Source organism: Serratia sp. CY32780 (genome assembly GCF_052169135.1).
In the GTDB taxonomy this organism is placed as follows: Bacteria; Pseudomonadota; Gammaproteobacteria; order Enterobacterales; family Enterobacteriaceae; genus Serratia; species Serratia sarumanii.
Genome location: NZ_JBJNLI010000003.1, coordinates 278,936 through 300,034 on the forward strand (window position 1 = coordinate 278,936; position 21,099 = coordinate 300,034).

The 21,099-nt window shown below is 60.9% G+C and carries 19 protein-coding genes; 10 read left to right on the plus strand and 9 right to left on the minus strand.

The annotated features are described in order from the left end of the window. The first annotated feature begins 22 nt into the window (after positions 1–22). From ACJ8HH_RS17570 to ACJ8HH_RS17580, 3 genes are all read left to right on the plus strand, one after another. Positions 23–946 carry an ABC transporter ATP-binding protein gene (locus tag ACJ8HH_RS17570; RefSeq protein ID WP_033635922.1) on the plus strand — a complete coding sequence of 308 codons (924 nt, stop codon included), beginning with the start codon at positions 23–25 and terminating at the stop codon, positions 944–946. Further along, on the plus strand, positions 943–1,713 hold the full coding sequence (locus tag ACJ8HH_RS17575; RefSeq protein ID WP_033635921.1) for an ABC transporter permease: 771 nt from the start codon (positions 943–945) through the stop codon (positions 1,711–1,713). The genes ACJ8HH_RS17570 and ACJ8HH_RS17575 overlap by 4 nt, the downstream gene beginning before the upstream one ends. A 177-nt stretch (positions 1,714–1,890) precedes the next feature. Beyond that, complete coding sequence (locus ACJ8HH_RS17580) at positions 1,891–3,171, plus strand: polysaccharide deacetylase family protein (RefSeq protein ID WP_033635920.1); 1,281 nt, start codon at positions 1,891–1,893, stop codon at positions 3,169–3,171. Positions 3,172–3,205: 34 nt separating this feature from the next. Here ACJ8HH_RS17580 and panD read toward each other — a convergent pair whose 3' ends face one another. The 3 genes from panD to panB all read right to left on the minus strand — a co-directional run bounded on the left by panD (position 3,206) and on the right by panB (position 5,404). After that, positions 3,206–3,586 carry an aspartate 1-decarboxylase gene (gene panD, locus ACJ8HH_RS17585; RefSeq protein ID WP_004937544.1) on the minus strand — a complete coding sequence of 127 codons (381 nt, stop codon included), beginning with the start codon at positions 3,584–3,586 and terminating at the stop codon, positions 3,206–3,208. A gap of 145 nt (positions 3,587–3,731) precedes the next feature. Continuing rightward, positions 3,732–4,586 carry a pantoate--beta-alanine ligase gene (panC, locus tag ACJ8HH_RS17590; protein WP_033649603.1) on the minus strand — a complete coding sequence of 285 codons (855 nt, stop codon included), beginning with the start codon at positions 4,584–4,586 and terminating at the stop codon, positions 3,732–3,734. A 23-nt stretch (positions 4,587–4,609) separates the two neighbouring features. Beyond that, a complete protein-coding gene (gene panB / locus ACJ8HH_RS17595) occupies positions 4,610–5,404 on the minus strand; it encodes a 3-methyl-2-oxobutanoate hydroxymethyltransferase (protein WP_033649604.1) in 795 nt (264 codons plus the stop codon). A gap of 166 nt (positions 5,405–5,570) precedes the next feature. On the opposite strand from panB, the gene qseB reads away from it, so the two are divergent. The 4 genes from qseB (at position 5,571) to ACJ8HH_RS17615 (ending at position 8,398) form a co-directional block, all read left to right on the plus strand. Further along, positions 5,571–6,233, plus strand: a complete 663-nt coding sequence (gene qseB, locus ACJ8HH_RS17600; protein WP_060451974.1) for a quorum sensing response regulator transcription factor QseB — start codon at positions 5,571–5,573, stop codon at positions 6,231–6,233. Further along, the gene (gene qseC / locus ACJ8HH_RS17605) at positions 6,230–7,588 is read left to right on the plus strand and encodes a quorum sensing histidine kinase QseC (protein ID WP_033649605.1); all 1,359 of its coding nucleotides are present in this window, start codon (positions 6,230–6,232) and stop codon (positions 7,586–7,588) included. Before qseB ends, qseC begins: the two co-directional genes overlap by 4 nt. 103 nt (positions 7,589–7,691) lie before the next feature. Then, positions 7,692–8,069, plus strand: coding sequence for a YidH family protein (locus ACJ8HH_RS17610; protein WP_039567233.1), 378 nt, complete (start codon positions 7,692–7,694; stop codon positions 8,067–8,069). Beyond that, the gene (locus ACJ8HH_RS17615) at positions 8,069–8,398 is read left to right on the plus strand and encodes a DUF202 domain-containing protein (RefSeq protein WP_052210573.1); all 330 of its coding nucleotides are present in this window, start codon (positions 8,069–8,071) and stop codon (positions 8,396–8,398) included. The genes ACJ8HH_RS17610 and ACJ8HH_RS17615 overlap by 1 nt, the downstream gene beginning before the upstream one ends. Before the next feature lie 9 nt (positions 8,399–8,407). Here ACJ8HH_RS17615 and folK read toward each other — a convergent pair whose 3' ends face one another. The 6 genes from folK to thpR form a co-directional block, all read right to left on the minus strand. Further along, positions 8,408–8,902, minus strand: coding sequence for a 2-amino-4-hydroxy-6-hydroxymethyldihydropteridine diphosphokinase (folK, locus tag ACJ8HH_RS17620; protein WP_033649607.1), 495 nt, complete (start codon positions 8,900–8,902; stop codon positions 8,408–8,410). Beyond that, positions 8,902–10,449, minus strand: a complete 1,548-nt coding sequence (gene pcnB / locus ACJ8HH_RS17625; protein WP_071883846.1) for a polynucleotide adenylyltransferase PcnB — start codon at positions 10,447–10,449, stop codon at positions 8,902–8,904. The genes folK and pcnB overlap by 1 nt, the downstream gene beginning before the upstream one ends. A gap of 61 nt (positions 10,450–10,510) precedes the next feature. Further along, complete coding sequence (gene gluQRS / locus ACJ8HH_RS17630; protein WP_039567236.1) at positions 10,511–11,422, minus strand: tRNA glutamyl-Q(34) synthetase GluQRS; 912 nt, start codon at positions 11,420–11,422, stop codon at positions 10,511–10,513. 78 nt (positions 11,423–11,500) lie between these two features. Continuing rightward, complete coding sequence (dksA, locus tag ACJ8HH_RS17635) at positions 11,501–11,956, minus strand: RNA polymerase-binding protein DksA (protein ID WP_004937569.1); 456 nt, start codon at positions 11,954–11,956, stop codon at positions 11,501–11,503. A gap of 183 nt (positions 11,957–12,139) precedes the next feature. Further along, positions 12,140–12,847 (minus strand): DNA/RNA nuclease SfsA, encoded by a 708-nt coding sequence (gene sfsA, locus ACJ8HH_RS17640; protein WP_004937572.1) that lies wholly within the window; start codon positions 12,845–12,847, stop codon positions 12,140–12,142. Then, positions 12,844–13,386 carry an RNA 2',3'-cyclic phosphodiesterase gene (gene thpR / locus ACJ8HH_RS17645; RefSeq protein WP_033649609.1) on the minus strand — a complete coding sequence of 181 codons (543 nt, stop codon included), beginning with the start codon at positions 13,384–13,386 and terminating at the stop codon, positions 12,844–12,846. The genes sfsA and thpR overlap by 4 nt, the downstream gene beginning before the upstream one ends. Positions 13,387–13,575: 189 nt before the next feature. Here thpR and hrpB point away from each other — a divergent pair, with 189 nt between their 5' ends. From hrpB to fhuA, 3 genes are all read left to right on the plus strand, one after another. After that, complete coding sequence (gene hrpB, locus ACJ8HH_RS17650; protein ID WP_183091770.1) at positions 13,576–16,014, plus strand: ATP-dependent helicase HrpB; 2,439 nt, start codon at positions 13,576–13,578, stop codon at positions 16,012–16,014. A gap of 118 nt (positions 16,015–16,132) precedes the next feature. Then, positions 16,133–18,625, plus strand: coding sequence for a bifunctional glycosyl transferase/transpeptidase (gene mrcB, locus ACJ8HH_RS17655; protein WP_197766275.1), 2,493 nt, complete (start codon positions 16,133–16,135; stop codon positions 18,623–18,625). Positions 18,626–18,876: 251 nt separating this feature from the next. After that, positions 18,877–21,075 (plus strand): ferrichrome porin FhuA, encoded by a 2,199-nt coding sequence (fhuA, locus tag ACJ8HH_RS17660; RefSeq protein WP_033649612.1) that lies wholly within the window; start codon positions 18,877–18,879, stop codon positions 21,073–21,075. Positions 21,076–21,099 lie beyond the last annotated feature (24 nt).

Sequence of the window (21,099 nt, forward strand, 5' to 3'; positions counted from 1 at the left end):
GTCATAAGGTACTATTTTACATATGAATTATGCACTGGAATTAGCGCAGCTGACCAAGACTTACGCCGGTGGCGTCAAGGCGCTGCGCGGAATCGACCTGAGCGTCGAAGCGGGGGATTTTTATGCCCTGCTGGGGCCAAACGGCGCCGGAAAATCCACCACCATCGGCATCATCAGCTCGCTGGTGAACAAAACGGCCGGCAGCGTGCGGGTGTTCGGTTACGACATCGATAAAGACATCGTCAACGCCAAGCGCCAGCTCGGCCTGGTGCCGCAGGAGTTCAACTTCAACCCGTTCGAGACCGTGTTGCAGATCGTGGTGAACCAGGCGGGTTACTACGGCGTCACGCGGCGTGAAGCGATGGCGCGCGCCGAAAAATACCTCAATCAGCTGGATCTGTGGGGCAAGCGCAACGAGCGCGCCCGCATGCTGTCCGGCGGCATGAAGCGCCGCCTGATGATCGCCCGCGCGTTGATGCATCAGCCGAAGCTGCTGATCCTCGATGAGCCGACCGCCGGGGTGGATATCGAGCTGCGTCGCTCGATGTGGGGCTTCCTGAAAGAGCTGAACGCCCAGGGCACTACCATTATCCTCACCACCCACTATCTGGAAGAGGCGGAGATGCTGTGCCGCAATATCGGCATCATCCAGAACGGGGAGCTGGTGGAAAACACCTCGATGAAGGGGCTGCTGGCCAAGCTGAAGTCGGAAACCTTCATCCTCGATTTGGCGGCGAAGAGCCCGTTGCCGAAGCTGGACGGTTACCACAGCCGCCTGACGGATACCTCGACGCTGGAAGTGGAAGTGATGCGCGAGCAGGGGCTGAACGGCCTGTTCACCCAACTGAGCGCGCAGGGCGTGCAGGTGCTGAGCATGCGCAACAAGGCGAACCGCCTGGAAGAGCTGTTTGTCACCCTGGTTAACGGCAATGGAGAAAAAGCATGACGCGTTTGTATTGGGTGGCCTTGCAGAGCATCTGGGCCAAAGAGGTGAACCGGTTCGCGCGCATCTGGATCCAGACCCTGGTGCCGCCGGTGATCACCATGACGCTGTACTTCATCATCTTCGGCAATCTGATCGGCTCGCGCATCGGCGATATGCACGGCTTCAGCTACATGCAGTTCATCGTGCCTGGCCTTATCATGATGGCGGTGATCACCAACTCCTATGCCAACGTCGCCTCGTCGTTCTTCAGCGCCAAATTCCAGCGCAACATTGAGGAACTGCTGGTGGCGCCGGTGCCGACCCACGTGGTGATCGCCGGCTATGTCGGCGGCGGCGTGGCGCGCGGCATCTGCGTCGGCGTGCTGGTGACCATCATCTCGCTGTTCTTTGTGCCGCTGCAGGTGCACGCCTGGTGGGTGATTGCGCTGACGCTGCTGCTGACGGCGATCCTGTTCTCGCTGGCGGGGCTGATCAATGCGGTGTTCGCCACCACCTTCGACGATATCAGCCTGATCCCGACCTTCGTGCTGACGCCGCTGACCTACCTGGGCGGGGTGTTCTACTCGCTGTCGCTGCTGCCGCCATTCTGGCAGGCGGTGTCCAAGCTGAACCCCATCGTCTATATGATCAGCGGTTTCCGCTACGGTTTCCTCGGCATCAACGACGTGCCGCTGGCGTTCACCATGGCGGTGCTGCTGGCGTTTATCGCGGTGTTTTACCTGCTTTCCTGGTACCTGATCGAGCGCGGCCGCGGCCTGCGCAGCTGATGGTATCGCGCCCCCGCTTTTCCGGCGGGGGCGCTTTTCTTGATTTGGCGCAGGCGGCGCGTAAATCAATAGAATTGCTCAAATAACCGCTAGTTCCCCGTTGTTCAAATCGTGCTATGCTGGCGCTCCACATTTCCTTCACTTTAGTCATTACGCACTCGTAAGTAGAACATCATCATGCGGCCTCAATACACGTTAGCGGCTGGTTTCCTCGGCATTCTGATGTCGTTGGTTTCCCCTGTGAGCCTGGCGAATCTGCTGTCGGAAGACGGCGCGGTTAAATCTGAATACATGGAAGCGCAGCGCGATAGCGAAGTCTATGCGTTGGTGGGCGAGCATGTGATCCCGGTAGGAGAAGTGAAGCGCGGGCAGCTGATCCAGGTGTTCCCGGCGGATGCGGAATACTACGAATTCAAATTCGGGCACGGCACCGGCTTTATCGATAAAGATGACGTGCGCGAACTGAAGAAGTCGCGCAAGGTACAAGACGATCTGGGCGAGCTGAACAAACCGCTGACCAACCAGAATCTGATCACCCAAAAAACGATCGACGTTTATACCGCGGCGGACAAGGACAGCGAGGTCTTGGGCACGCTGGAAGGCAACCTGCGCTATCCGATCATCGGCAAGCTGAAGGATCGCCTGAACAACACCTGGTACGAGGTCAACATCGGCGAGCGGCTGGGGTTTGTCAATGAGCTGGACTGCGAGATAGATAGCGGCATACCGGTGCTGACCTATCATCACCTGCTAAAAAACGAAGAGAACAAGCGCTTCCGCCACACCTCGACCACCACCTCAGACGTGGCGTTCAGCAACCAGATGACCTACCTGAAGCAGGCGGGCTACGACACCATTTCGCTGTATCAGCTGGAAGCCTACCTGAAGAACCAGATCAACCTGCCGGGCAAGGCGATCGTGCTGACCTTCGACGACGGGCTGAAATCGGTTTATCGCTACGCTTACCCGGTGCTGAAGGATTACGGTTTCCGCGCCACGGCGTTCATCATCTCTTCGCGCATCAAACGCCACCCGCAGAAATGGAACCCGGATTCGCTGCAGTTTATGAGCGTCTCGGAGCTGAAGCAGATTCAGGACGTGTTCGACGTGCAGTCGCACACTCACTTCCTGCACCGCACCGACGGCAATCGCCAGCCGATTTTGCTGAGCCGTTCGCTGCACAATATCGAGTTCGATTTTGAGCGCTCGCGCCGCGCGCTGTCGCAGTTCAACCCGCACGTGCTGTATCTGTCCTACCCGTTCGGCGGCTATAACCAGCGGGCGATCCAGGCGGCGCAGGACGCCGGTTTCCATCTGGCGGTGACCACGGTGCAGGGCAAGGTGAAGCCGGGGGATAACCCCTATACGCTGAAGCGGCTGTATATTCTGCGCACCGACTCGATCCAGACCATGGCGGATCGGATAGCCAACAAGCCGGGCACGGTGGTGGTGCAGTAAGGAAGAACGGGCGCGCAAGGCGCCCGTTTTAGTGTCAGGCGACCTGAACCGGCACGGCTTTCGCCTTGCGCTGCAGGTTGTTGTCACCTTCGAAATAGGCGACTTTCGGGTGGTGTTGGCGGGCGTCGGCGTCGGTCATTTGCACATAGGAGCAGATGATCAGTTTGTCGCCCACGCAGGCGCAGCGCGCGGCGGCGCCGTTAACCGAAATGATGCGCGAACCGCGCTCGGCGGCGATGGCGTAGGTGGAGAAGCGCTGGCCGTTATCCACGTTGTAAATATCGATCGCTTCATATTCCAGAATGCCGGCGGCCTCCAGGAAATCCTGGTCGATGGCGCAGGACCCTTCATAGTGCAAGTCAGCCTGAGTGACTTTGACGCGATGCAGCTTGCCTTGCAGCATAGTACGTATCATAGCTTTACCTAACTGAATATCGGCCTTCACAGGCGCTGGGGTTGAACATCTCTCCTGCATCCCTGCAATCTCTATCGTCACCGATTGCTCCGCCATTGTCTACCAATGGTCAGCGGCCAAGGGTGACGACAGTATAAAAAATGGCTTACAGCGTCAGGTCGACCTGCTGGTTGTCGATAAGACGCGCCTTGCCCAGCCAGGCGGCCATCAGCACCACCGCCCGCTGGCTGTCCACCGTCAGCGGCTGCAGGCTGTCGGCGTCGCGAATAAACAGTTCATCCGGCGTAAAGCCGGCGGCGCGCAGCTGCTCGGCGGTCTGTTCCAGCAGCGTTTCGATATGGCGCTCGCCATTGGCCAACTGCTGCGCCAGCCCATTCATGATTTTGCTCAGCTGCGGCGCGACCTTGCGCTCTTCGGCGGTCAGGTAGCCGTTGCGCGAGCTGAGGGCCAGGCCGTCTTTGGCGCGCACGGTCGGCACACCGACGATGTCGATGTCGTAACCCATGTCCGCCACCATTTTGCGGATCAGCGCCAGCTGTTGGTAATCCTTCTCGCCGAAGCAGGCTAAATCAGGTTGCACCAGGTTAAACAGCTTGCTGACGATGGTGGAAACGCCGCGGAAGTGGCCCGGCCGGCTTGCGCCTTCCAGGATGCTGGAGATGCCCGGCACGTCGACGTAGGTCTGCTGCTCCAGCCCCTGCGGATAGACCGCGGCCGGGGCTGGCGCGAACACCAGATCGACGCCGCGGCGGGTCAGCTTCTCGCTGTCTTCCTGCAGCGTGCGCGGGTAGCGCGCCAGATCGTCCGGCCGATCGAACTGCATCGGGTTGACGAAGATGCTCACCACCACCACGTCGGCGCGGGCGCGCGCTTCATCGACCAGCGTCATATGGCCGTCGTGCAGGTTGCCCATGGTCGGCACCAGCGCGATGCGTTTGCCTTCCTGGCGCCAGCGGCGGATCTGCTGACGCAGCATCGGCAGGGTTTCGATAATAATCATTGGGTGACTCCTGGAACCATCGCTTAGTTAAAAGAGTGTTCAGCCGCCGGGTAGAGGCCTTGTTCCACTTCCTGAATGTAGTGCTGCACCGCCGTGCGGATATCGCCGCTCTGCGCCAGGAAGTTCTTGGCGAACTTCGGCGTGTGGCCGCCGGTGATGCCGAAGGCGTCGTGCATCACCAGGATCTGGCCGTCGGTGCCGTTGCCGGCGCCGATGCCGATGACCGGAATGGACAGCGCTTCGGTGATCTGGCGCGCCAGCTCGGTCGGCACACATTCCAGCACCAGCAGCTGAATGCCGGCCAGCTCCAGGTTCTGCGCGTCCTGCAGCAGCTGTTTGGCGGCCAGTTCGTCGCGCCCTTGCACCTTATAGCCGCCGAACACGTTGACCGACTGCGGCGTCAGGCCCAGATGGCCGCACACCGGCACCGCGCGCTCGGCAAGCATTTTCACCGTGTCGCACAGCCAGCTGCCGCCTTCCAGTTTCACCATGTTGGCGCCGGCGCGCATCAGCTCGGCGGCGTTGGCGAAGGTCTGTTCCGGGGTGGCGTAACTCATGAACGGCAGATCGGCCAGCAGCAGGCAGGCCGGCGCGCCGCGGCGCACGGCGCGCGTGTGGTAGGCTATGTCGGCGACGGTGACCGGCAGCGTGGAGTCGTGGCCCTGCAGCGTCATGCCCAGCGAATCGCCCACCAACAGGACTTTGATGCCTTGCTCTTCAAACAGTTTGGCAAAGCTGGCATCGTAGGCGGTAAGGGTAGCAAACTTGCGTTGCTCCTGTTTCCACTGGCGCAAGTGGGTCACGGTGGTGGGTTTCATCACAACGTCTCCTGAAACGGGCCGTGCGGCTTGCGCAGGCCCAGGCTGCAAAAAAGTGCAGCCATTCTACTGTAACCCGATCGGGGTGGGTAGCGCGGATCGCCATGCTTAAGCGGTTCTTAAGAACCTTGTGGTGCAATGGCGCAATGACTGAAAAGGGATACTCATGCGAATTCTGCTGATCGAAGATGACAAACTGATCGGGGACGGCATCAAGGCCGGGCTGACCAAACTCGGCTTCAATCTGGACTGGTTCACCGACGGCGCCGTTGGCAAAAATGCGCTGGACAGCGCGCCGTACGACGCGGTGATCCTCGATCTCAGCCTGCCGGGCCTCGATGGCCTGGAGCTGCTGCGCCAGTGGCGCCAGGCCGGGCAGGACGTGCCGGTGCTGATCCTCACCGCCCGCGATGCGTTGGAGCAGCGGGTCAGCGGGCTGCAAAGCGGCGCCGACGATTATCTGTGCAAGCCGTTCGCGCTGGCCGAAGTGGCGGCGCGTCTGCAGGCGCTGATCCGCCGTCGCCACGGCCAACTGATGCCGCAGCTGACGCACGGCAATGTGGTGTTTGACAGCGCCACCCGCAGCGTGAGCTGCAACGGCGAGCCGGTGACGCTGACGCCGCGCGAGTTGGCGGTGCTGGAGCTGTTTCTGCACAACAAGGGGCGGGTGCTGGCGCGGCCGTTGATTCAGGAGAAGCTGTACAACTGGGACGACGAGGTGAGCAGCAATGCGGTGGAGGTGCATATTCACCACCTGCGGCGCAAGCTGGGCAACGGCTTCATCCGCACCATTCACGGCGTGGGTTACACGCTGGGGGATGCGCCGTGAAGCGTCTCAGCCTGCGGCTGCGTCTGATCCTGATCTTCAGCCTGTTGGCGCTGATGACCTGGTGCACCGCCAGCGTGGTGGCCTGGGTGATGTCGCGCAACACCATCAATGAAGTGTTCGACACCCAGCAGATGCTGTTTGCCAAACGGCTGGCGACCGCCAACCTCGGCGATCTGCTGGCCGATGAAAGCGCGCGCAGCCTGCCGAAAACCAAGAAGCTGGTGCATCACGGCAAGCGAGGCGATCAGGACGACGACGCGCTGGCGTTCGCCATCTTCGATCGCCAAGGCAAGATGCTGCTCAACGACGGCGAGAACGGCGCCGATTTCCTGTTTGACGGGGAGCGTGAAGGTTTTACCGACGGCGAGCGCAAAGGTGATGACGACAGCTGGCGCCTGCTGTGGCTGACCAGCCCAGATGGGCGCTATCGCATCGTGGTCGGCCAGGAGTGGGATTACCGGCGCGATATGGCGCTGGGCATGGTGACCGGCCAGCTGGTGCCCTGGCTGGCGACGCTGCCGGTGCTGATGCTGCTGATCGCGCTGATGGTCGGGCGCGAGCTGCGGCCGCTGCGCGCGGTGGCGGCCGGTTTGCGCCGGCGCGCGCCCGATGACGCGACGCCGTTGGACGCGCGCCAGGTGCCGACCGAGGTGCGTCCGCTGGTGGATGCGCTCAATGCGCTGTTCGCTCGCATCAACGCGTTGCTGGTGCGGGAGCGGCGTTTCACCTCCGATGCCGCGCACGAGTTGCGCAGCCCGCTGGCGGCGCTGCGGGTGCAGACCGAAGTGGTTCAACTGGCGGGGGACGATGCGCCGATGCGCGAGCACGCGCTGGACAATCTTACGGTCGGCATCGATCGCGCCACCCGGCTGGTGGATCAGCTGCTGACGCTGTCGCGGCTGGATTCGCTGTCGGATCTGGCCGAACTGGCGCCGATCGACTGGAACGAACTGGTGACGATGACCCTGGCGGAGCAGGATCGGCAGGCCCATGCGGCGGGCGTGACGCTGCGCTATGAACATCAGGGAACGCCGCCGCCGCGTCAGGGGGAAACCTTGCTGCTGTCGCTGCTATTGCGCAACTTGCTGGATAACGCGGTGCGCTATACCCCGCAGGGCGGCGTCGTCACCGTGACGCTGAGCGAACGCTCGCTGACGGTGGAGGACGACGGTCCGGGGGTCACCACGGAGCATCTGGCGCGGCTGGGAGAACGTTTCTATCGCCCGCCGGGGCAGGAGCAAACCGGCAGCGGGCTGGGCCTCTCGATCGTGCAGCGTATCGCCGGATTGCATGGTTTACAGATCGGCTTTGCCAATCGCCCGCCGGGCGGGTTCGTTGCGCGGCTGACGCTGTAAGACGGACTCCACAGAACCCGTATCGTGAATGGCAAACGGTGGTTGAATTGTTTATTGTGCGAGGGTTCTGTTTCAGAAAGGTTTTACATGTTCAAGGGAAATCATGAACCAGCCATCGCCAAATCGCCCGTTAAAATGGTGGGCCAAGGGTAAAACGCCCGACTACCGCTTTTCTTTAGCCAATGAGCGCACTTTTCTGGCTTGGATCCGCACTGCATTGGCGTTTATGGCGGGAGCGGTCGGCATCAATCAGTTTGCCTCCGAATTTGGCACGGCTGCCATCCGTCAGGGGCTGTCGGTGGCTTTGACGCTGGGGGCTGTAGTGCTGGGGCTGATGGCCTATCGTCGCTGGAAGGCCAATGAGAAAGCCATGCGGCATGACGGCGATATGCCTTATACCCGCCTGCTGTGGCTATTGACCCTGTTCGTGGTCGTCATCGCTCTGGCGCTGGTGGCGGTCATTCTGAGTTTTGGCGTGTGATGCACCCAACGGTGGAAGCGCCGCCGCGCGATCCTGGTTTGCAACCTGAACGTACTCGTCTGGCCTGGGGGCGTACCGCGTTGACGATGGCGGTGGTCGGGCTGCTGTCGCTGCGTGCCGGCATGGTGTCGGGCAGTTTGCTGTTGGCAGCGAGCAGCTTTTTGATGCTGGCGTTTGCGTTGGTGATGTTTGTCTGGTCACGCGGGAGGGAGGCTACGGGGCCGGAAGCGCAGGAACGAAGGCTGCAGTGGGTGAGGCGGATATTCGGCTGTATGATGGTGGTGATGCTGCTGGCCGCCGTGGCGCAACTCAAGCTTTATCTGCTCTAGACCCCGCGATCACTTTTTACTTTGATGCCACAGCGCCATGCCGTTTTCCGGCACGCGCTTGAGGCAGCTGGCGAGCGGCTCGCCATCGGGGAAAATCAGATCGGGAGCGATTTCCGCCAGCGGGTAGAGCATGAATTCGCGCTCTTTCAGGCCGTAATGCGGCACAGTCAGGCGCTCGGTATGGATCACCTTGTCGCCGTACAGCATGATGTCCAGATCGAGCGTGCGCGGCCCCCAGCGTTCATCCTTGCGCACCCGCCCCTGATTGCGTTCTATCGCCTGGGTATGGTCGAGCAGCTGTTCGGGCGGCAACAGTGTATCCAGCGCCACCACCGCGTTGAGAAAGTCCGGCTGGTTTTGCGGCCCCAGCGGCTTGGTGCGGTAAAACGAAGAACAGGTGACCAGCCGGGTGCGCGGGAGATGCTCCAGCGCCTCCAGTGCGGCTTTAACCTGTTGCAGCGGCTGCGCCAGGTTGCTGCCCAGCGCGATATAAACGCGGATCATTATGCCCCTTCTTTACGCGGTGCCCGGCGGCGAGGGCGGCGTTGACGCGCGCGGCGCGGCGCCGGATCGTCCCCCAGGGTGCTCAGCATGGCTTTCTGCCGCGCCGGCGTGGCGTCCTGGAACTCGCCCCACCACTCGGCCAGACGCAGCATCTCCTGATTGTCTTCCACTTCCGCACGCAGCGCCAGCAGATCATAGGCGGCGCGGAATTTCGGGTGTTCCATCAGCTTGTGCGCGCGTTTGCCCTGGCGGCGGGACAGGCGCAGCTGCAGTTGCCAGATATCGCGTACCAGCGTGGTAATGCGTTTCGGGATGGCCAGCGAGCGGCACTGCTCGTCGAGTACGTCGTTCATCGCCAGCGCGAAGGCGTCGTAGTAGGCCAGGCCGCTTTCCTGCGCCAGCTTCTGCGCGTGCTCCAGCAGCGGGTACCACAGCATGGCGGCAAACAGGAACGCCGGGTTGACGCGCATGTCGTTCTGCAGGCGGTGATCGGTGTTCTTCAACACCTGCACCAGAATGCGCTCCATCGGCGTATCGTGGTTCGGCGTGAAGTTGCGGGCGATCAGCGGGAACAGTGGTTGGAACAGCTGGTATTCGCACAGCTTCAGGTAGGTCTGGAAACCGTAACCGGCCTGCAGCAGCTTGAGGGATTCTTCGAACAGGCGCGCCGGCGGTATCTCATGCAGCAGCGAGGCCAGGCGCGGGATCGGCTCGGCGGTCTCTTCGCTGATGCGCATATCCAGCTTGGCGGCGAAGCGCACCGCGCGCAGCATGCGCACCGGATCTTCGCGGTAGCGGGTTTCCGGATCGCCGATCAGGCGAATCACGCCCTGTTTCAGATCGTTCAGGCCGCCGACGTAATCGCGCAGGGTGAAATCCGCCACGCCGTAGTACAGGCTGTTGATGGTGAAGTCACGGCGCTGGGCGTCTTCCTCGATCGAACCGAAGATGTTGTCGCGCAGCAGCATGCCGTTTTGCGCCTGCTGAGACGAGTTCTTGTCGGATTCCGGGTTCTGTTCGTGGTGGCCGCGGAAAGTGGCCACTTCGATGATTTCCGGCCCGAACATCACGTGCGCCAGGCGGAAGCGCCGGCCGACCAGGCGGCAGTTGCGGAACAGCTTGCGCACTTGCTCCGGCGTGGCGTTGGTGGTGATGTCAAAGTCTTTCGGCTTTTTGCCGAGCAACAGATCGCGCACGCCGCCGCCGACCAGATAGGCTTCGTAGCCGGACTTGTTCAGGCGGTAAAGCACTTTCAGCGCATTTTCGCTAATGTCTTTGCGGGAAATCGAGTGCTGTTCGCGCGGGATCACGGTCATCGAGTCGTTGCTCTCGGCGAGGGGGAAAGGCGGACGCTTGCGCGGCGTTGAGCGGCGGGCAGGGGCGTTGTTGCCGTTGTCGGCGGCGCGCGGCTGCGGCGCAGGGCGGCTTGGCGCCGCGGCACGCTCTTCGCGGACTACGTTTTTATCGCCGGCCGCCGCGTCGTCGCGGGGCAGCTTGTCATCGCGGGTCAGTACCTTACGACAGAAGTTGGCTACTCGGGTAAAAATGGTACACCTCGATAGTGACTGATAAAAATGGAGCTAACAAAAAATAGCGGCTAATCATAGCTCACCATGGCTCCTTTGAGAATGCCGGCGTGTTTTCATCCAGAGGGATAGCCTCCTGACGCGGCACGTTTTCCAACCGCCAATGTGCGACCGCCCAGCTCAATAATAATGGCAGGTCAAGATCTTGCCAGCTTTCCGGCAGCGGTTGGCGCAGAAATTTCAGCACGGCGATCAGCACCGGGCGCGGATCGCCGGCGGGCAACGCCGGCGCATGGTTTTGCTTCGACAGCTTGATGCCGTTGGCGCCCAGCGCCAGCGGCAGATGCACATAGGCGGGCACCGGCGCCTGCAGCTGGCGGTAGAGGGCAATTTGACGCACCGTCGGTTCGATCAGGTCGGCGCCGCGCACAATCTCGGTCACGCCCTGAAAATGGTCGTCGATCACCACCGCCAGGTTGTAGGCGAACAGCCCGTCGCGGCGGCGAATGATAAAGTCTTCCCCCGCCAGCGCCGGATCGGCGTGCAACTCTCCCTGCAGGCGATCGTGGAACCCGTAAACGGGCGCGGTCTGGCGCAAGCGGATGGCGGCGCCCTGCGGGCCGAGCTGCAAGTCGCGGCAGTGGCCGTCGTACAATCCGCCGATCTGCTGGATGCGGCTGCGGGTGCAGGTGCAGTAATAGCTGAGCCCCTGACGCTGCAACAGATCCAGCGCGGCGCGATAGGCGTCGTGACGTTGGGATTGATAGATGACCTGGCCGTCCCAGTGGAGACCATAATGTTCCAGCGCGGACAGGATGCGAGCGGCGGCGCCGGGGACTTCGCGCGGCGGGTCGATATCTTCGATGCGAACCAGCCACTGCCCGCGTTGGGCGCGAGCCTGAAGGTAGCTTCCCAGAGCGGCAATCAGCGAACCGAAATGCAGATCCCCGGAAGGCGATGGGGCAAAGCGCCCCACATAATGACTTTCTTGCATATCAGAGGGGAGTGGTTCCCTTTTCTCTGTGCGGCGCACGCGCACGCGGGTGCGCACGCCGCAGCGGTAACAACGGTATTAGCCGGCCATCTGCTTTTCGCGGATCTCAGCCAGCGTCTTGCAGTCGATGCACAGATCGGCGGTCGGACGCGCTTCGAGGCGACGAATGCCGATCTCCACGCCGCAAGATTCGCAGTAGCCGAAATCATCGTCTTCCACTTTCTTCAGCGTTTTCTCGATCTTTTTGATCAGTTTGCGTTCACGGTCACGGTTACGCAGTTCAAGGCTGAACTCTTCTTCCTGAGTAGCACGGTCGGCCGGATCAGGGAAGTTGGCTGCCTCTTCTTGCATATGCGATACAGTACGGTCCACTTCGTCCCTGAGCTGGTTGCGCCACGCTTCAAGAATGCGCTTGAAATGCGACAACTGGGCGTCGTTCATGTACTCTTCGCCCGGCTTCTCTTGGTACGGCTCCACCCCAGCGATGGCGAGAATGCTCAAGGACGAGGTTTTACGGTTTTGCCCTTCTTGCATGTTGCTTCTCCTACATACACACGCACTATCGAATCCCCAATGCGGGGGAAAAACAGGCCGCTATAAATAACAGAAGGAAGGTAGGTTGGCAATTATTCCTGTCGCCCGCTTGACAATCGTGTGAAGGAGGGCGTATTTGGCGATCGTGCTGGCCGGTTGTCTATTTATAGGGACCCGACCGCGCTAATCGATAAAAAACGGCAGCTTATCGCAGAGATAAATACCGTCAGGTGATAACTTTGCCCCGTAGCAAACCACTTCCACTCCCAACTGCCGGACCTGTGCCAACAGCGCCGCATAGCGCTCATCTATATGATGTGCCGGTGCGACCTGCTCAATACCGCTGTGTAACACGGCAAAGAACAACACCGCCCGTTGCCCGCTTTCAACCACGCTGAGCAACTCACGCAGGTGCTTTTGCCCTCTGAGCGTTACCGCATCAGGAAAGTAACCACGTTGTTGTTGCAGTAATGTGACTGACTTAACTTCAATATAGCAGTTAACCCGATTTTCTGCCTGTAATAACAAATCGATACGGCTGTTTTCACCGCCGTATTTCACTTCGCCGCTGATTTTACTGTAACCGGATAATTCATTGATTAAATTGTGTTCGATCGCCTCGCGCACCAGCGCGTTGGCGCGCAGGGTATTGACGCAGATCCAGTGCCCCTGTTGGGTATGGGTCAGTTCCCAGCTGTGGGCGTATTTGCGCTTGGGGTTGTCCGACGTGGAGTACCAAACGGTGTCGCCGGGCGTGGCGCAGCCGGTCATGGCGCCGGTATTGGCGCAGTGCAGCGTAAAGGTTTCCCCTTCCGGGGTAATCACGTCCGCCAGAAAGCGTTTGTAACGTTTTATCAGCGTGGCGGAACGCAGCGGTGGAGAGAAAATCATGCGGATGCCTGCGTGGCCAGCGGCCACTGTTCGAGGTGTTGGTAACGGGTGCGCCCGTTTTCGAACACCGACTCATACAAGGAAAAGGCGTCGGCGCTGAACGCCCAGCCCGGCGTCGCCGGCGGGATCGCCACCGGCTGGGTGGCGGCGCGCAGCAGCGTGATGTGCGGATGGAACGGCAACGCGCTTTGATGGCAGCCGCTGCGGGCGGCCTGCGAACGCAGCAGTTCGGCCAGCTGCAATAGCCCGCGCGGCGCGCGGCGGGTGCCGAGCCAGACCACGCCGGGGCGCGGCCAATGGCCGAGATCGTCGAGCCGCATGCTGAAGCCGGGTTGCACGATGCGGCCGGCCAGTTTGCGCAGCGCCAGCTCTTTCTGCGCGGTGACTTCGCCGAGAAACGCCAGCGTCAGGTGCAAATTAGCCGCCGCCACCGGCCGGCCGGCCTCCGGCGCAAACGCCTCGGCGCGCCAGCGGATCACCTGCTGTTGCAGGGCATCAGGCAAGGACAGGGCGAAAAACAGGCGGCGCGAATTGGACATGGGGGCTCGGTAAATAATGACAAATCCGTCAGGAACAGATTTGAATGCGGCTTGCAGCGGCCTCGCGCGAAGCGGGACGCCTGGACGAGCTCCGTACTATAGCTAACGACGCCGCAGTTTGAAAGGCTACGGGGGCAAAGCTAATGCTACACTGTACGCCGTTTAACGTTAACCACCACGGAGAGTTCAGTGTCTTCATTGCCCGTCAGCGCGGTGCTTGATGAGTTGCTGGCTGCGTTGCAGTCCGCTCCTCAGGTACTGTTGCACGCCCCGACCGGCGCCGGTAAATCCACCTGGTTGCCGCTGCAGATCCTGGCTAAGGCCGGGTTGTCGGGGCGCATTATCATGCTGGAGCCGCGGCGGCTGGCGGCGAAAAACGTCGCTTATCGCCTGGCGCAGCAACTGGGGGAGGAGCCCGGCCAGACCGTGGGCTACCGCATGCGCGCCGAGAGTAAAAGCGGGCCGCAGACCCGGCTGGAAGTGGTGACGGAAGGCATTCTCACCCGCATGCTGCAGCAGGACGCCGAACTGCAGGGCGTGTCGCTGGTGATCCTCGATGAGTTCCACGAACGCAGCCTGCAGGCCGATTTGGCGCTGGCGCTGCTGCTCGACGTGCAGCAAGGGCTGCGCGACGATCTGAAACTGCTGATCATGTCGGCCACCCTGGACAACGCGCGCCTGTCGCAGCTGCTGCCGGCAGCGCCGGTGGTGGTGTCCGAGGGGCGCAGCTTCCCGGTTGAACGTTTATATCAGCCGTTGGCCAGCCATCAGCGGCTGGAAGATGGCGTAGCGGCGGCGGTGAAGCGGTTGCTGGCCGAACAGCCGGGGTCTTTGCTGCTGTTCCTGCCGGGCGTGGCGGAGATCAATCGGGTGCTGGAGCGATTGACCGGCGAGGTGGCGAGCGATACCGATCTTTGCCCGCTGTATGGCGCGCTGCCTCTGGCGCAGCAGCAAAAAGCGATTCAGCCGGCGGCGGTTGGCCGCCGCAAGGTGGTGCTGGCGACCAACATCGCTGAAACCAGCCTGACGATCGAGGGCATTCGGCTGGTGGTGGACAGCGGCCTGGAACGCGTGGCGCGTTACGACGTACGCAACGGTTTGACGCGGCTGGCGACGCAGCGCATCAGTCAGGCCTCGATGGTGCAGCGCGCCGGGCGCGCCGGGCGTCTTGAGCCGGGCATTTGCTGGCATCTGTTCGCCAAAGAACAGGCGGAGCGCGCGGCGGAACACGCCGAACCGGACATTTTACAGAGCGATCTCACCGGCTTTTGGCTCGAGTTGCTGCAGTGGGGTTGCCACGACCCGGCGCAGCTGACCTGGCTGGATGCGCCTCCTGCCGCCGCATTGGCGGCGGCCAGGGCGCTGTTGCACCGGCTGGGGGCCACGGATGACGGTGGCAAACTTACCGCACCGGGGCGCCAGATGGCCGCGCTGGGATGCGAGCCGCGGCTGGCGACGATGCTGACCGCCGGCGCGGCGCTGAGTGCCGACGGCCTGGCGACGGCGGCGTTGCTGGCGGCATTGCTGGAAGAACCGCCGCGCGGCGGGCAGATGGATATCGGCTACTGGCTGAGCCGCCCGCAACCGAACTGGCGGCAGCGTGCCGCGCAGTTGGCCAAACGCCTGCCGCAACGTGCAGGGCAAGTCGACGTCGATCTGGCGCCGCGCCTGTTGGCGCCGGCGTTTACCGATCGCATCGCCCAGCGGCGAGGCCAGGACGGCCGCTACCTGCTGGCCAACGGCATGGGGGCGGCGATGAATCAGGATGAGGCGCTGTCGCGCGCGCCCTGGCTCATCGTCCCCAGCCTGTTGCAGGGCCACAACAGCCCCGATGCGCGCATCCTGTTGGCGCTGCCGGTGGACATCGACGCGCTGGCGGCGCAGCTGCCGGCGATCGTCACGCAGCGCACGGCGGTGGAGTGGGATGACGAGAAGGGCACGCTGCGCGCCTGGAAGCGCCAGCAGATCGGCCGTTTGACGCTGCGCGCCCAGCCGCTGGCCAAACCGGCGGACGAAGAGCTGCAGCAGGCGCTGCTCGATTGGGTGCGTGCGCAGGGGCTGGCGGTGCTCAACTGGGAGGGCGCCGCCGAACAATTGCGGGTGCGCCTGCAGTGCGCGCAAGCCTGGTTGCCGGAGGCGGAATGGCCGGCGATGGATGAAGAGCCGCTGCTGGCGGCGCTGGAGCAGTGGCTGTTGCCGTCGCTGAACGGCGTGCGCGATCTGCGCGGCTTGAAGCAGGTCAACATCGCCGAGGCGCTGTCCCGCCTGCTGGACTGGCAGCAAAAGCAGCGGCTGGATAATGCGCTACCCACTCATTACACTGTGCCGACCGGCAGCCGCCTGCCGATCCGTTATGAGGCCGGCAAACCGCCGGCGCTGGCGGTGCGTTTGCAGGAGGTGTTCGGCGAGCAGCGCAGCCCGATGTTGGCGGAGGGTCGCATCCCGGTGGTGCTTGAGTTACTCTCACCGGCGCACCGGCCGTTGCAAATCACCGGCGATCTGGCGGCCTTCTGGCAAGGCGCCTACCGCGAGGTGCAAAAAGAGATGAAGGGCCGCTACCCGAAACACGTTTGGCCGGACGATCCGGCCACGGCGGTACCGACGCGCCGAACGAAGAAATATCAGTAGGCCGCGATCATTCAAGGTTTGGAATTCAGATGTTTCTTCTGGTCAGCGCTGCGGCGTAGGCACAGATTAAGCGACTAATCATGGCCGGCAGTGTCGGCAAGCTCGGAGAACAACAGCCATGGCTGGGGATGACCGCGAGCCCATCGGGCGCAAAGGAAAACAACCAAAAAATGCCGCGTCGCGCAAGCCGCCGCGCCGTCGCCGAGACGACGATTATGACGATTACGAAGAAGACGAGTATGACGATGATGAGTATGAAGAGGAGGAGGAACGCATGCCGCGTAAGGTAAAAGCGACTCCGCCGCGTAAAAAACGCCGCTGGCTCGGCCTGATTATCAAACTGATCCTGGTGATCGCCGTCCTGTTGGCGATCTACGGCGTCTATCTGGATTCCCAGATCCGCAGCCGCATCGACGGCAAAGTCTGGCAGCTGCCGGCGGCAGTGTACGGCCGCATGGTCAACCTGGAACCGGGCATGCCGTACAGCAAGAAGGAAATGGTCAACCTGCTGGAAGGCATGCAGTATCGCCAGGTCAGCCGCATGACGCGTCCGGGCGAGTTTACCGTGCAGGCCAACAGCATCGAGATGCTGCGCCGCCCGTTCGATTTCCCGGATGGTAAAGAAGGGCAGATCCGCGCCCGTCTCGATTTCCAGAACAACCGTCTGGCTAAGATCGAAAACCTGGACAGCGGCCGCAGCTTCGGCTTCTTCCGCCTCGATCCGCGCCTGATCACCATGCTGCAGTCGCCAAACGGTGAACAGCGTCTGTTCGTGCCGCGCGCCGGTTTCCCGGATCTGTTGGTGGATACGCTGATCGCCACGGAAGACCGCCACTTCTATGAGCATGACGGCATCAGCCCGTATTCCATCGGCCGTGCGGTGCTGGCCAACCTGACCGCCGGCCGTGCGGTGCAGGGTGGCAGTACCCTGACGCAGCAGCTGGTGAAGAACCTGTTCCTGACCAACGAACGCTCGCTGTGGCGTAAGGCCAACGAAGCCTATATGGCGCTGCTGGTCGATTACCGTTACAGCAAGGACCGCATTTTGGAGCTGTATCTGAACGAGGTGTACCTCGGCCAGAGCGGCAGCGACCAGATCCGCGGTTTCCCGTTGGCCAGCCTGTACTACTTCGGCCGGCCGGTGGACGAGCTGAGCCTCGATCAGCAGGCGCTGCTGGTCGGCATGGTCAAGGGCGCGTCGCTGTATAACCCGTGGCGTAACCCGAAACTGGCGCTGGAGCGCCGCAATCTGGTGCTCAAGCTGCTGCAAAACCAGGGCGTAATCGACGGCGAGCTGTACGACATGCTGAGCGCGCGTCCGCTGGGCGTGCAGCCGAAAGGCGGCGTCATTACGCCACAGCCGGCCTTTATGCAGATGGTGCGTCAGGAGCTGCAGACCAGGCTGGGCGATAAGGTGAATGATCTGTCCGGCGTGAAGATTTTCACCACGCTGGATCCGGTGTCGCAAGACGCGGCGGAAAAAGCGGTCGAAGACGGCATCCCGGCGCTGCGCGCTGCGCGTCACGTGCAGGATCTGGAAGCGGCGATGGTGATCGTCGATCGCTTCAGCGGTGAAGTGCGCGCCATGGTCGGCGGCGCCAATCCGCAGTTCGCCGGTTTCAACCGCGCCATGCAGGCGCGCCGCCTGGTCGGCTCGCTGGCCAAGCCGCCGACGTACCTGACCGCGCTGTCCGAACCGGATAAATACCGCCTCAACACCTGGCTGGCGGATGCGCCGCTGTCGCTGAAACAGCCGAACGGCGCCGTCTGGCAGCCGAACAACTATGATCGCAAATTCCGCGGTCAGGTGATGCTGGTGGATGCGTTGGCCAACTCGCTGAACGTGCCGACGGTGAACCTTGGCCTGTCGGTGGGGCTGGATCAGATCAGCGCCACGCTGCAACGTCTGGGCATCCCGAAAGCGGAGATCAACCCGGTGCCTTCGATGCTGCTGGGCGCGATCGGCCTGACGCCGATGGAAGTCGCGCAGGAGTACCAGACCATCGCCAGCGGCGGTAACCGTGCGCCGCTGTCGGCGGTGCGTTCGGTGATCGCCGAAGACGGCACGGTGCTGTACCAGAGCTTCCCGCAGGCCGAACGCATGGTGCCGGCGCAGGCCGCTTACCTGACGCTGTACGCGATGCAGCAAGGCGTGGCGCGCGGGACTTCTCGCTCGCTGTCGGTGAAGTTCCCGAACTACAACCTGGCGGCGAAAACCGGTACCACCAACGATCTGCGCGACAGCTGGTTCGCCGGCATCGACGGCAAGGAAGTGGCGATCGCCTGGGTGGGGCGCGACAACAACGGCCCGGCCAAGCTGACCGGCGCCAACGGCGCGTTGACCCTGTATCGTCGTTATCTGGAAAACCAGACGCCGCTGCCGCTGATGCTGCAGCCGCCGGAAGGCATTAACCAGATGAGCATCGACTCTGCCGGCAACTTTATCTGCGGCGGCGGCAGCTGGCGCACCATCCCGGTCTGGACTGACAATCCGCAGGGATTGTGCCAGGCCAGCCAGACGGCGGAGCAGCAACAGCAGCAACCGGCGGCGGGTGAGCAAAAAGATGGCGATGGCGTCGCCGGCTGGATCAAGGATATGTTCGGCCAGTAATCGCTACCGGGGCGTCGGCCCCGGTGAAAATTTTTTCTTTGTTATTAAGCCCGTAACCTTGGTTGCGGGTTTTTTTATTTTTTCGCTCGTTTTATTTCCCTGCTAACCGCATGGCTAAGCGCCTAATCCTTAACCTATTTGCCCCATGAATTCGGCTTGCAGTTTAATTTGGCTTCTGCATAAAATGCGACGCTTATAATAATTATTATCGTTTACATTCTTCATTTAATAATTCATCAGAGAAATCAACTATGTCGACCAAGCGTCTTTCGTCATCCGCGGCCAAGCAGGGCCGTACCCCCGTCAGCGCGTTAGCGATCACCGTCGCTGCGGCGTTGGGCACGCTGGCGATGCCGGCTTTTTCCGCCGACGCCAAGCCGGCCACCAAGGAAGACACGATTACCGTTGTGGGCGGCAGCAATACCGCCCAGCAGGAAAGCGCCTGGGGGCCGGTCGGCACCTATGTCGCCAAACGCAGCGCCACCGGCACCAAAACCGATACGCCAATCGAGAAGAACCCGCAGTCCGTTTCCGTAGTGACGCGTGAAGAGATGGACATGCGCCAGCCGGATACGGTGAAGGGCGCACTGGCCTATACGCCAGGTGTGATGATTGGAAATCGCGGTGCCTCCACCGCCTATGATGCAGTGAACATCCGTGGTTTCAGCTCGGTAGGTACCAATATGTATCTGGATGGCCTGAAACTGCAGGACGATAACTATTCGATTTATCAGATAGACCCTTACTTCCTTGAGCGAGCGGAAGTACTGCGCGGACCGTCTTCGGTATTGTACGGCAAAAGCAACCCTGGTGGGGTGGTCGCGCTGGTCAGTAAGCGGCCGACAACAGAGACGCTGCGCGAAGTTCAATTCAAAATGGGGACAGATAATCTGTTCCAGACCGGTTTTGACTTCAGTGACGCTTTGGATGATGCGGGGGTTTACTCATATCGTCTGACGGGGGTTGCGCGCGATGAAGATCAGCAGCAGGTTGGCGAGAAAAGTAAACGTTATGCTATTGCTCCTTCCTTCAGTTGGCGACCTGATGATCGCACTTCTTTGACTTTCCTCAGCAGCTTCCAGGATGATCCTAGCGTTGGCTTCTATGGCTGGTTGCCGAAAGAAGGTACGGTGCAAAATGGTATCAACGGTAAGTTACCGACCAGTTTCAACGATGGTGAGCCTGGCTATAACAACATTTCCCGCAAGCAGCAAATGGTCGGATATGCCTTTGAGCATAGTTTTGATGATGTTTGGACCGTGCGCCAAAACCTGCGTTATTCGAAAATGGATGTGGACTACCGTTCTATTTACGGCCTAGGCATTGATCCAGATAATTCAGCTGAGCTGAAGCGTGGCGTGATGAATTCCAAAGAGCATATGTCCAGCTTTGCGGTCGACACACAGGCACAGGCTAAATTTGCGACCGGGCAAGTTGACCATATCTTGTTGATGGGTGTGGATTATATGCGTATGCGCAATGATGTTGTGTATCAATATGGCAGTGCATCCAATCTGAATGTCATCGCTCCACAGTACGGCAATCGGAGCTATACCATTACCGGTGGTGCCAGTCAGGTTAACCGTCAGGAGCAGACCGGCCTGTATGTGCAAGATCAGGCTGAATGGAACAACTGGGTTCTGACGATGGGGGGGCGCTATGATTGGAGCGATACCAATAGCACCAATCGCCTGAACCAGAATTCCGTATCTAAGCAGCAGGATAACCAGTTTACCGGCCGTGCTGGCTTGAACTATGTTTTCGAAAACGGCATCGCGCCTTATGTCAGCTACAGCGAATCGTTTGAGCCAACCTCAGGCACTGATTTCTCAGGCAATACATTTGCTGCCTCTAAAGGCAAGCAGTATGAGGCTGGGGTTAAATACGCACCTAAGGATCGTCCGATCACCGCCAGTGTGGCGTTTTACCAGTTGACTAAAACCAACAATAAAGTGGCTGACTTAGAACATCCGTTCTTTAGCGTCCAGGGTGGGGAGGTCCGTTCTCGTGGGATTGAGTTGGAGGCGAAAGCGGCCTTGTCGGCTAACCTCAATCTGTTGGGCTCTTACACCTACACGGATGCTGAATATACTAAAGATACTTCGCTACAGGGGAATACACCTTCCGCTATCCCTAAACACATGGCTTCTCTGTGGGCGGATTACACCTTCCATGAAACTGCGATTAGCGGTTTGACCTTGGGTTCAGGCGTTCGCTATGTTGGCTCCAGCTATGGTGACGAGGCCAATACGTTTAAAGTGAAGGATTACACGGTGTTTGATGCCGCGATAAAATATGATCTGGCGCGTTTCAATTTGCCGGGTTCTTCGATTGGCATCAATGTGAACAACCTGTTTGATAAGGAATATGTCTCCAGCTGCTTTGCTACTTATGGCTGCTACTGGGGCGCAGAACGCCAGGTGGTCGCCACCGCAACCTTCCGTTTCTAACCGGATAGCCGGGGCGGCGCCGCG

What these genes read in the sequence shown, in the direction of transcription:
- ACJ8HH_RS17575 (WP_033635921.1), top strand. Translation starts at nt 943, where the DNA reads ATGACGCGTTTGTATTGGGTGGCCTTGCAGAGCATCTGGGCCAAAGAG.
- qseB (WP_060451974.1), top strand. Translation starts at nt 5,571, where the DNA reads ATGCGAATTCTGCTGATCGAAGATGACAAACTGATCGGGGACGGCATC.
- gluQRS (WP_039567236.1), bottom strand. Translation starts at nt 11,422, where the DNA reads ATGCAAGAAAGTCATTATGTGGGGCGCTTTGCCCCATCGCCTTCCGGG.
- ACJ8HH_RS17610 (WP_039567233.1), top strand. Translation starts at nt 7,692, where the DNA reads ATGAACCAGCCATCGCCAAATCGCCCGTTAAAATGGTGGGCCAAGGGT.
- ACJ8HH_RS17570 (WP_033635922.1), top strand. Translation starts at nt 23, where the DNA reads ATGAATTATGCACTGGAATTAGCGCAGCTGACCAAGACTTACGCCGGT.
- ACJ8HH_RS17580 (WP_033635920.1), top strand. Translation starts at nt 1,891, where the DNA reads ATGCGGCCTCAATACACGTTAGCGGCTGGTTTCCTCGGCATTCTGATG.
- mrcB (WP_197766275.1), top strand. Translation starts at nt 16,133, where the DNA reads ATGGCTGGGGATGACCGCGAGCCCATCGGGCGCAAAGGAAAACAACCA.
- panB (WP_033649604.1), bottom strand. Translation starts at nt 5,404, where the DNA reads ATGAAACCCACCACCGTGACCCACTTGCGCCAGTGGAAACAGGAGCAA.
- folK (WP_033649607.1), bottom strand. Translation starts at nt 8,902, where the DNA reads ATGATCCGCGTTTATATCGCGCTGGGCAGCAACCTGGCGCAGCCGCTG.
- panD (WP_004937544.1), bottom strand. Translation starts at nt 3,586, where the DNA reads ATGATACGTACTATGCTGCAAGGCAAGCTGCATCGCGTCAAAGTCACT.
- sfsA (WP_004937572.1), bottom strand. Translation starts at nt 12,847, where the DNA reads ATGATTTTCTCTCCACCGCTGCGTTCCGCCACGCTGATAAAACGTTAC.
- dksA (WP_004937569.1), bottom strand. Translation starts at nt 11,956, where the DNA reads ATGCAAGAAGGGCAAAACCGTAAAACCTCGTCCTTGAGCATTCTCGCC.
- ACJ8HH_RS17615 (WP_052210573.1), top strand. Translation starts at nt 8,069, where the DNA reads ATGCACCCAACGGTGGAAGCGCCGCCGCGCGATCCTGGTTTGCAACCT.
- panC (WP_033649603.1), bottom strand. Translation starts at nt 4,586, where the DNA reads ATGATTATTATCGAAACCCTGCCGATGCTGCGTCAGCAGATCCGCCGC.
- thpR (WP_033649609.1), bottom strand. Translation starts at nt 13,386, where the DNA reads ATGTCCAATTCGCGCCGCCTGTTTTTCGCCCTGTCCTTGCCTGATGCC.
- fhuA (WP_033649612.1), top strand. Translation starts at nt 18,877, where the DNA reads ATGTCGACCAAGCGTCTTTCGTCATCCGCGGCCAAGCAGGGCCGTACC.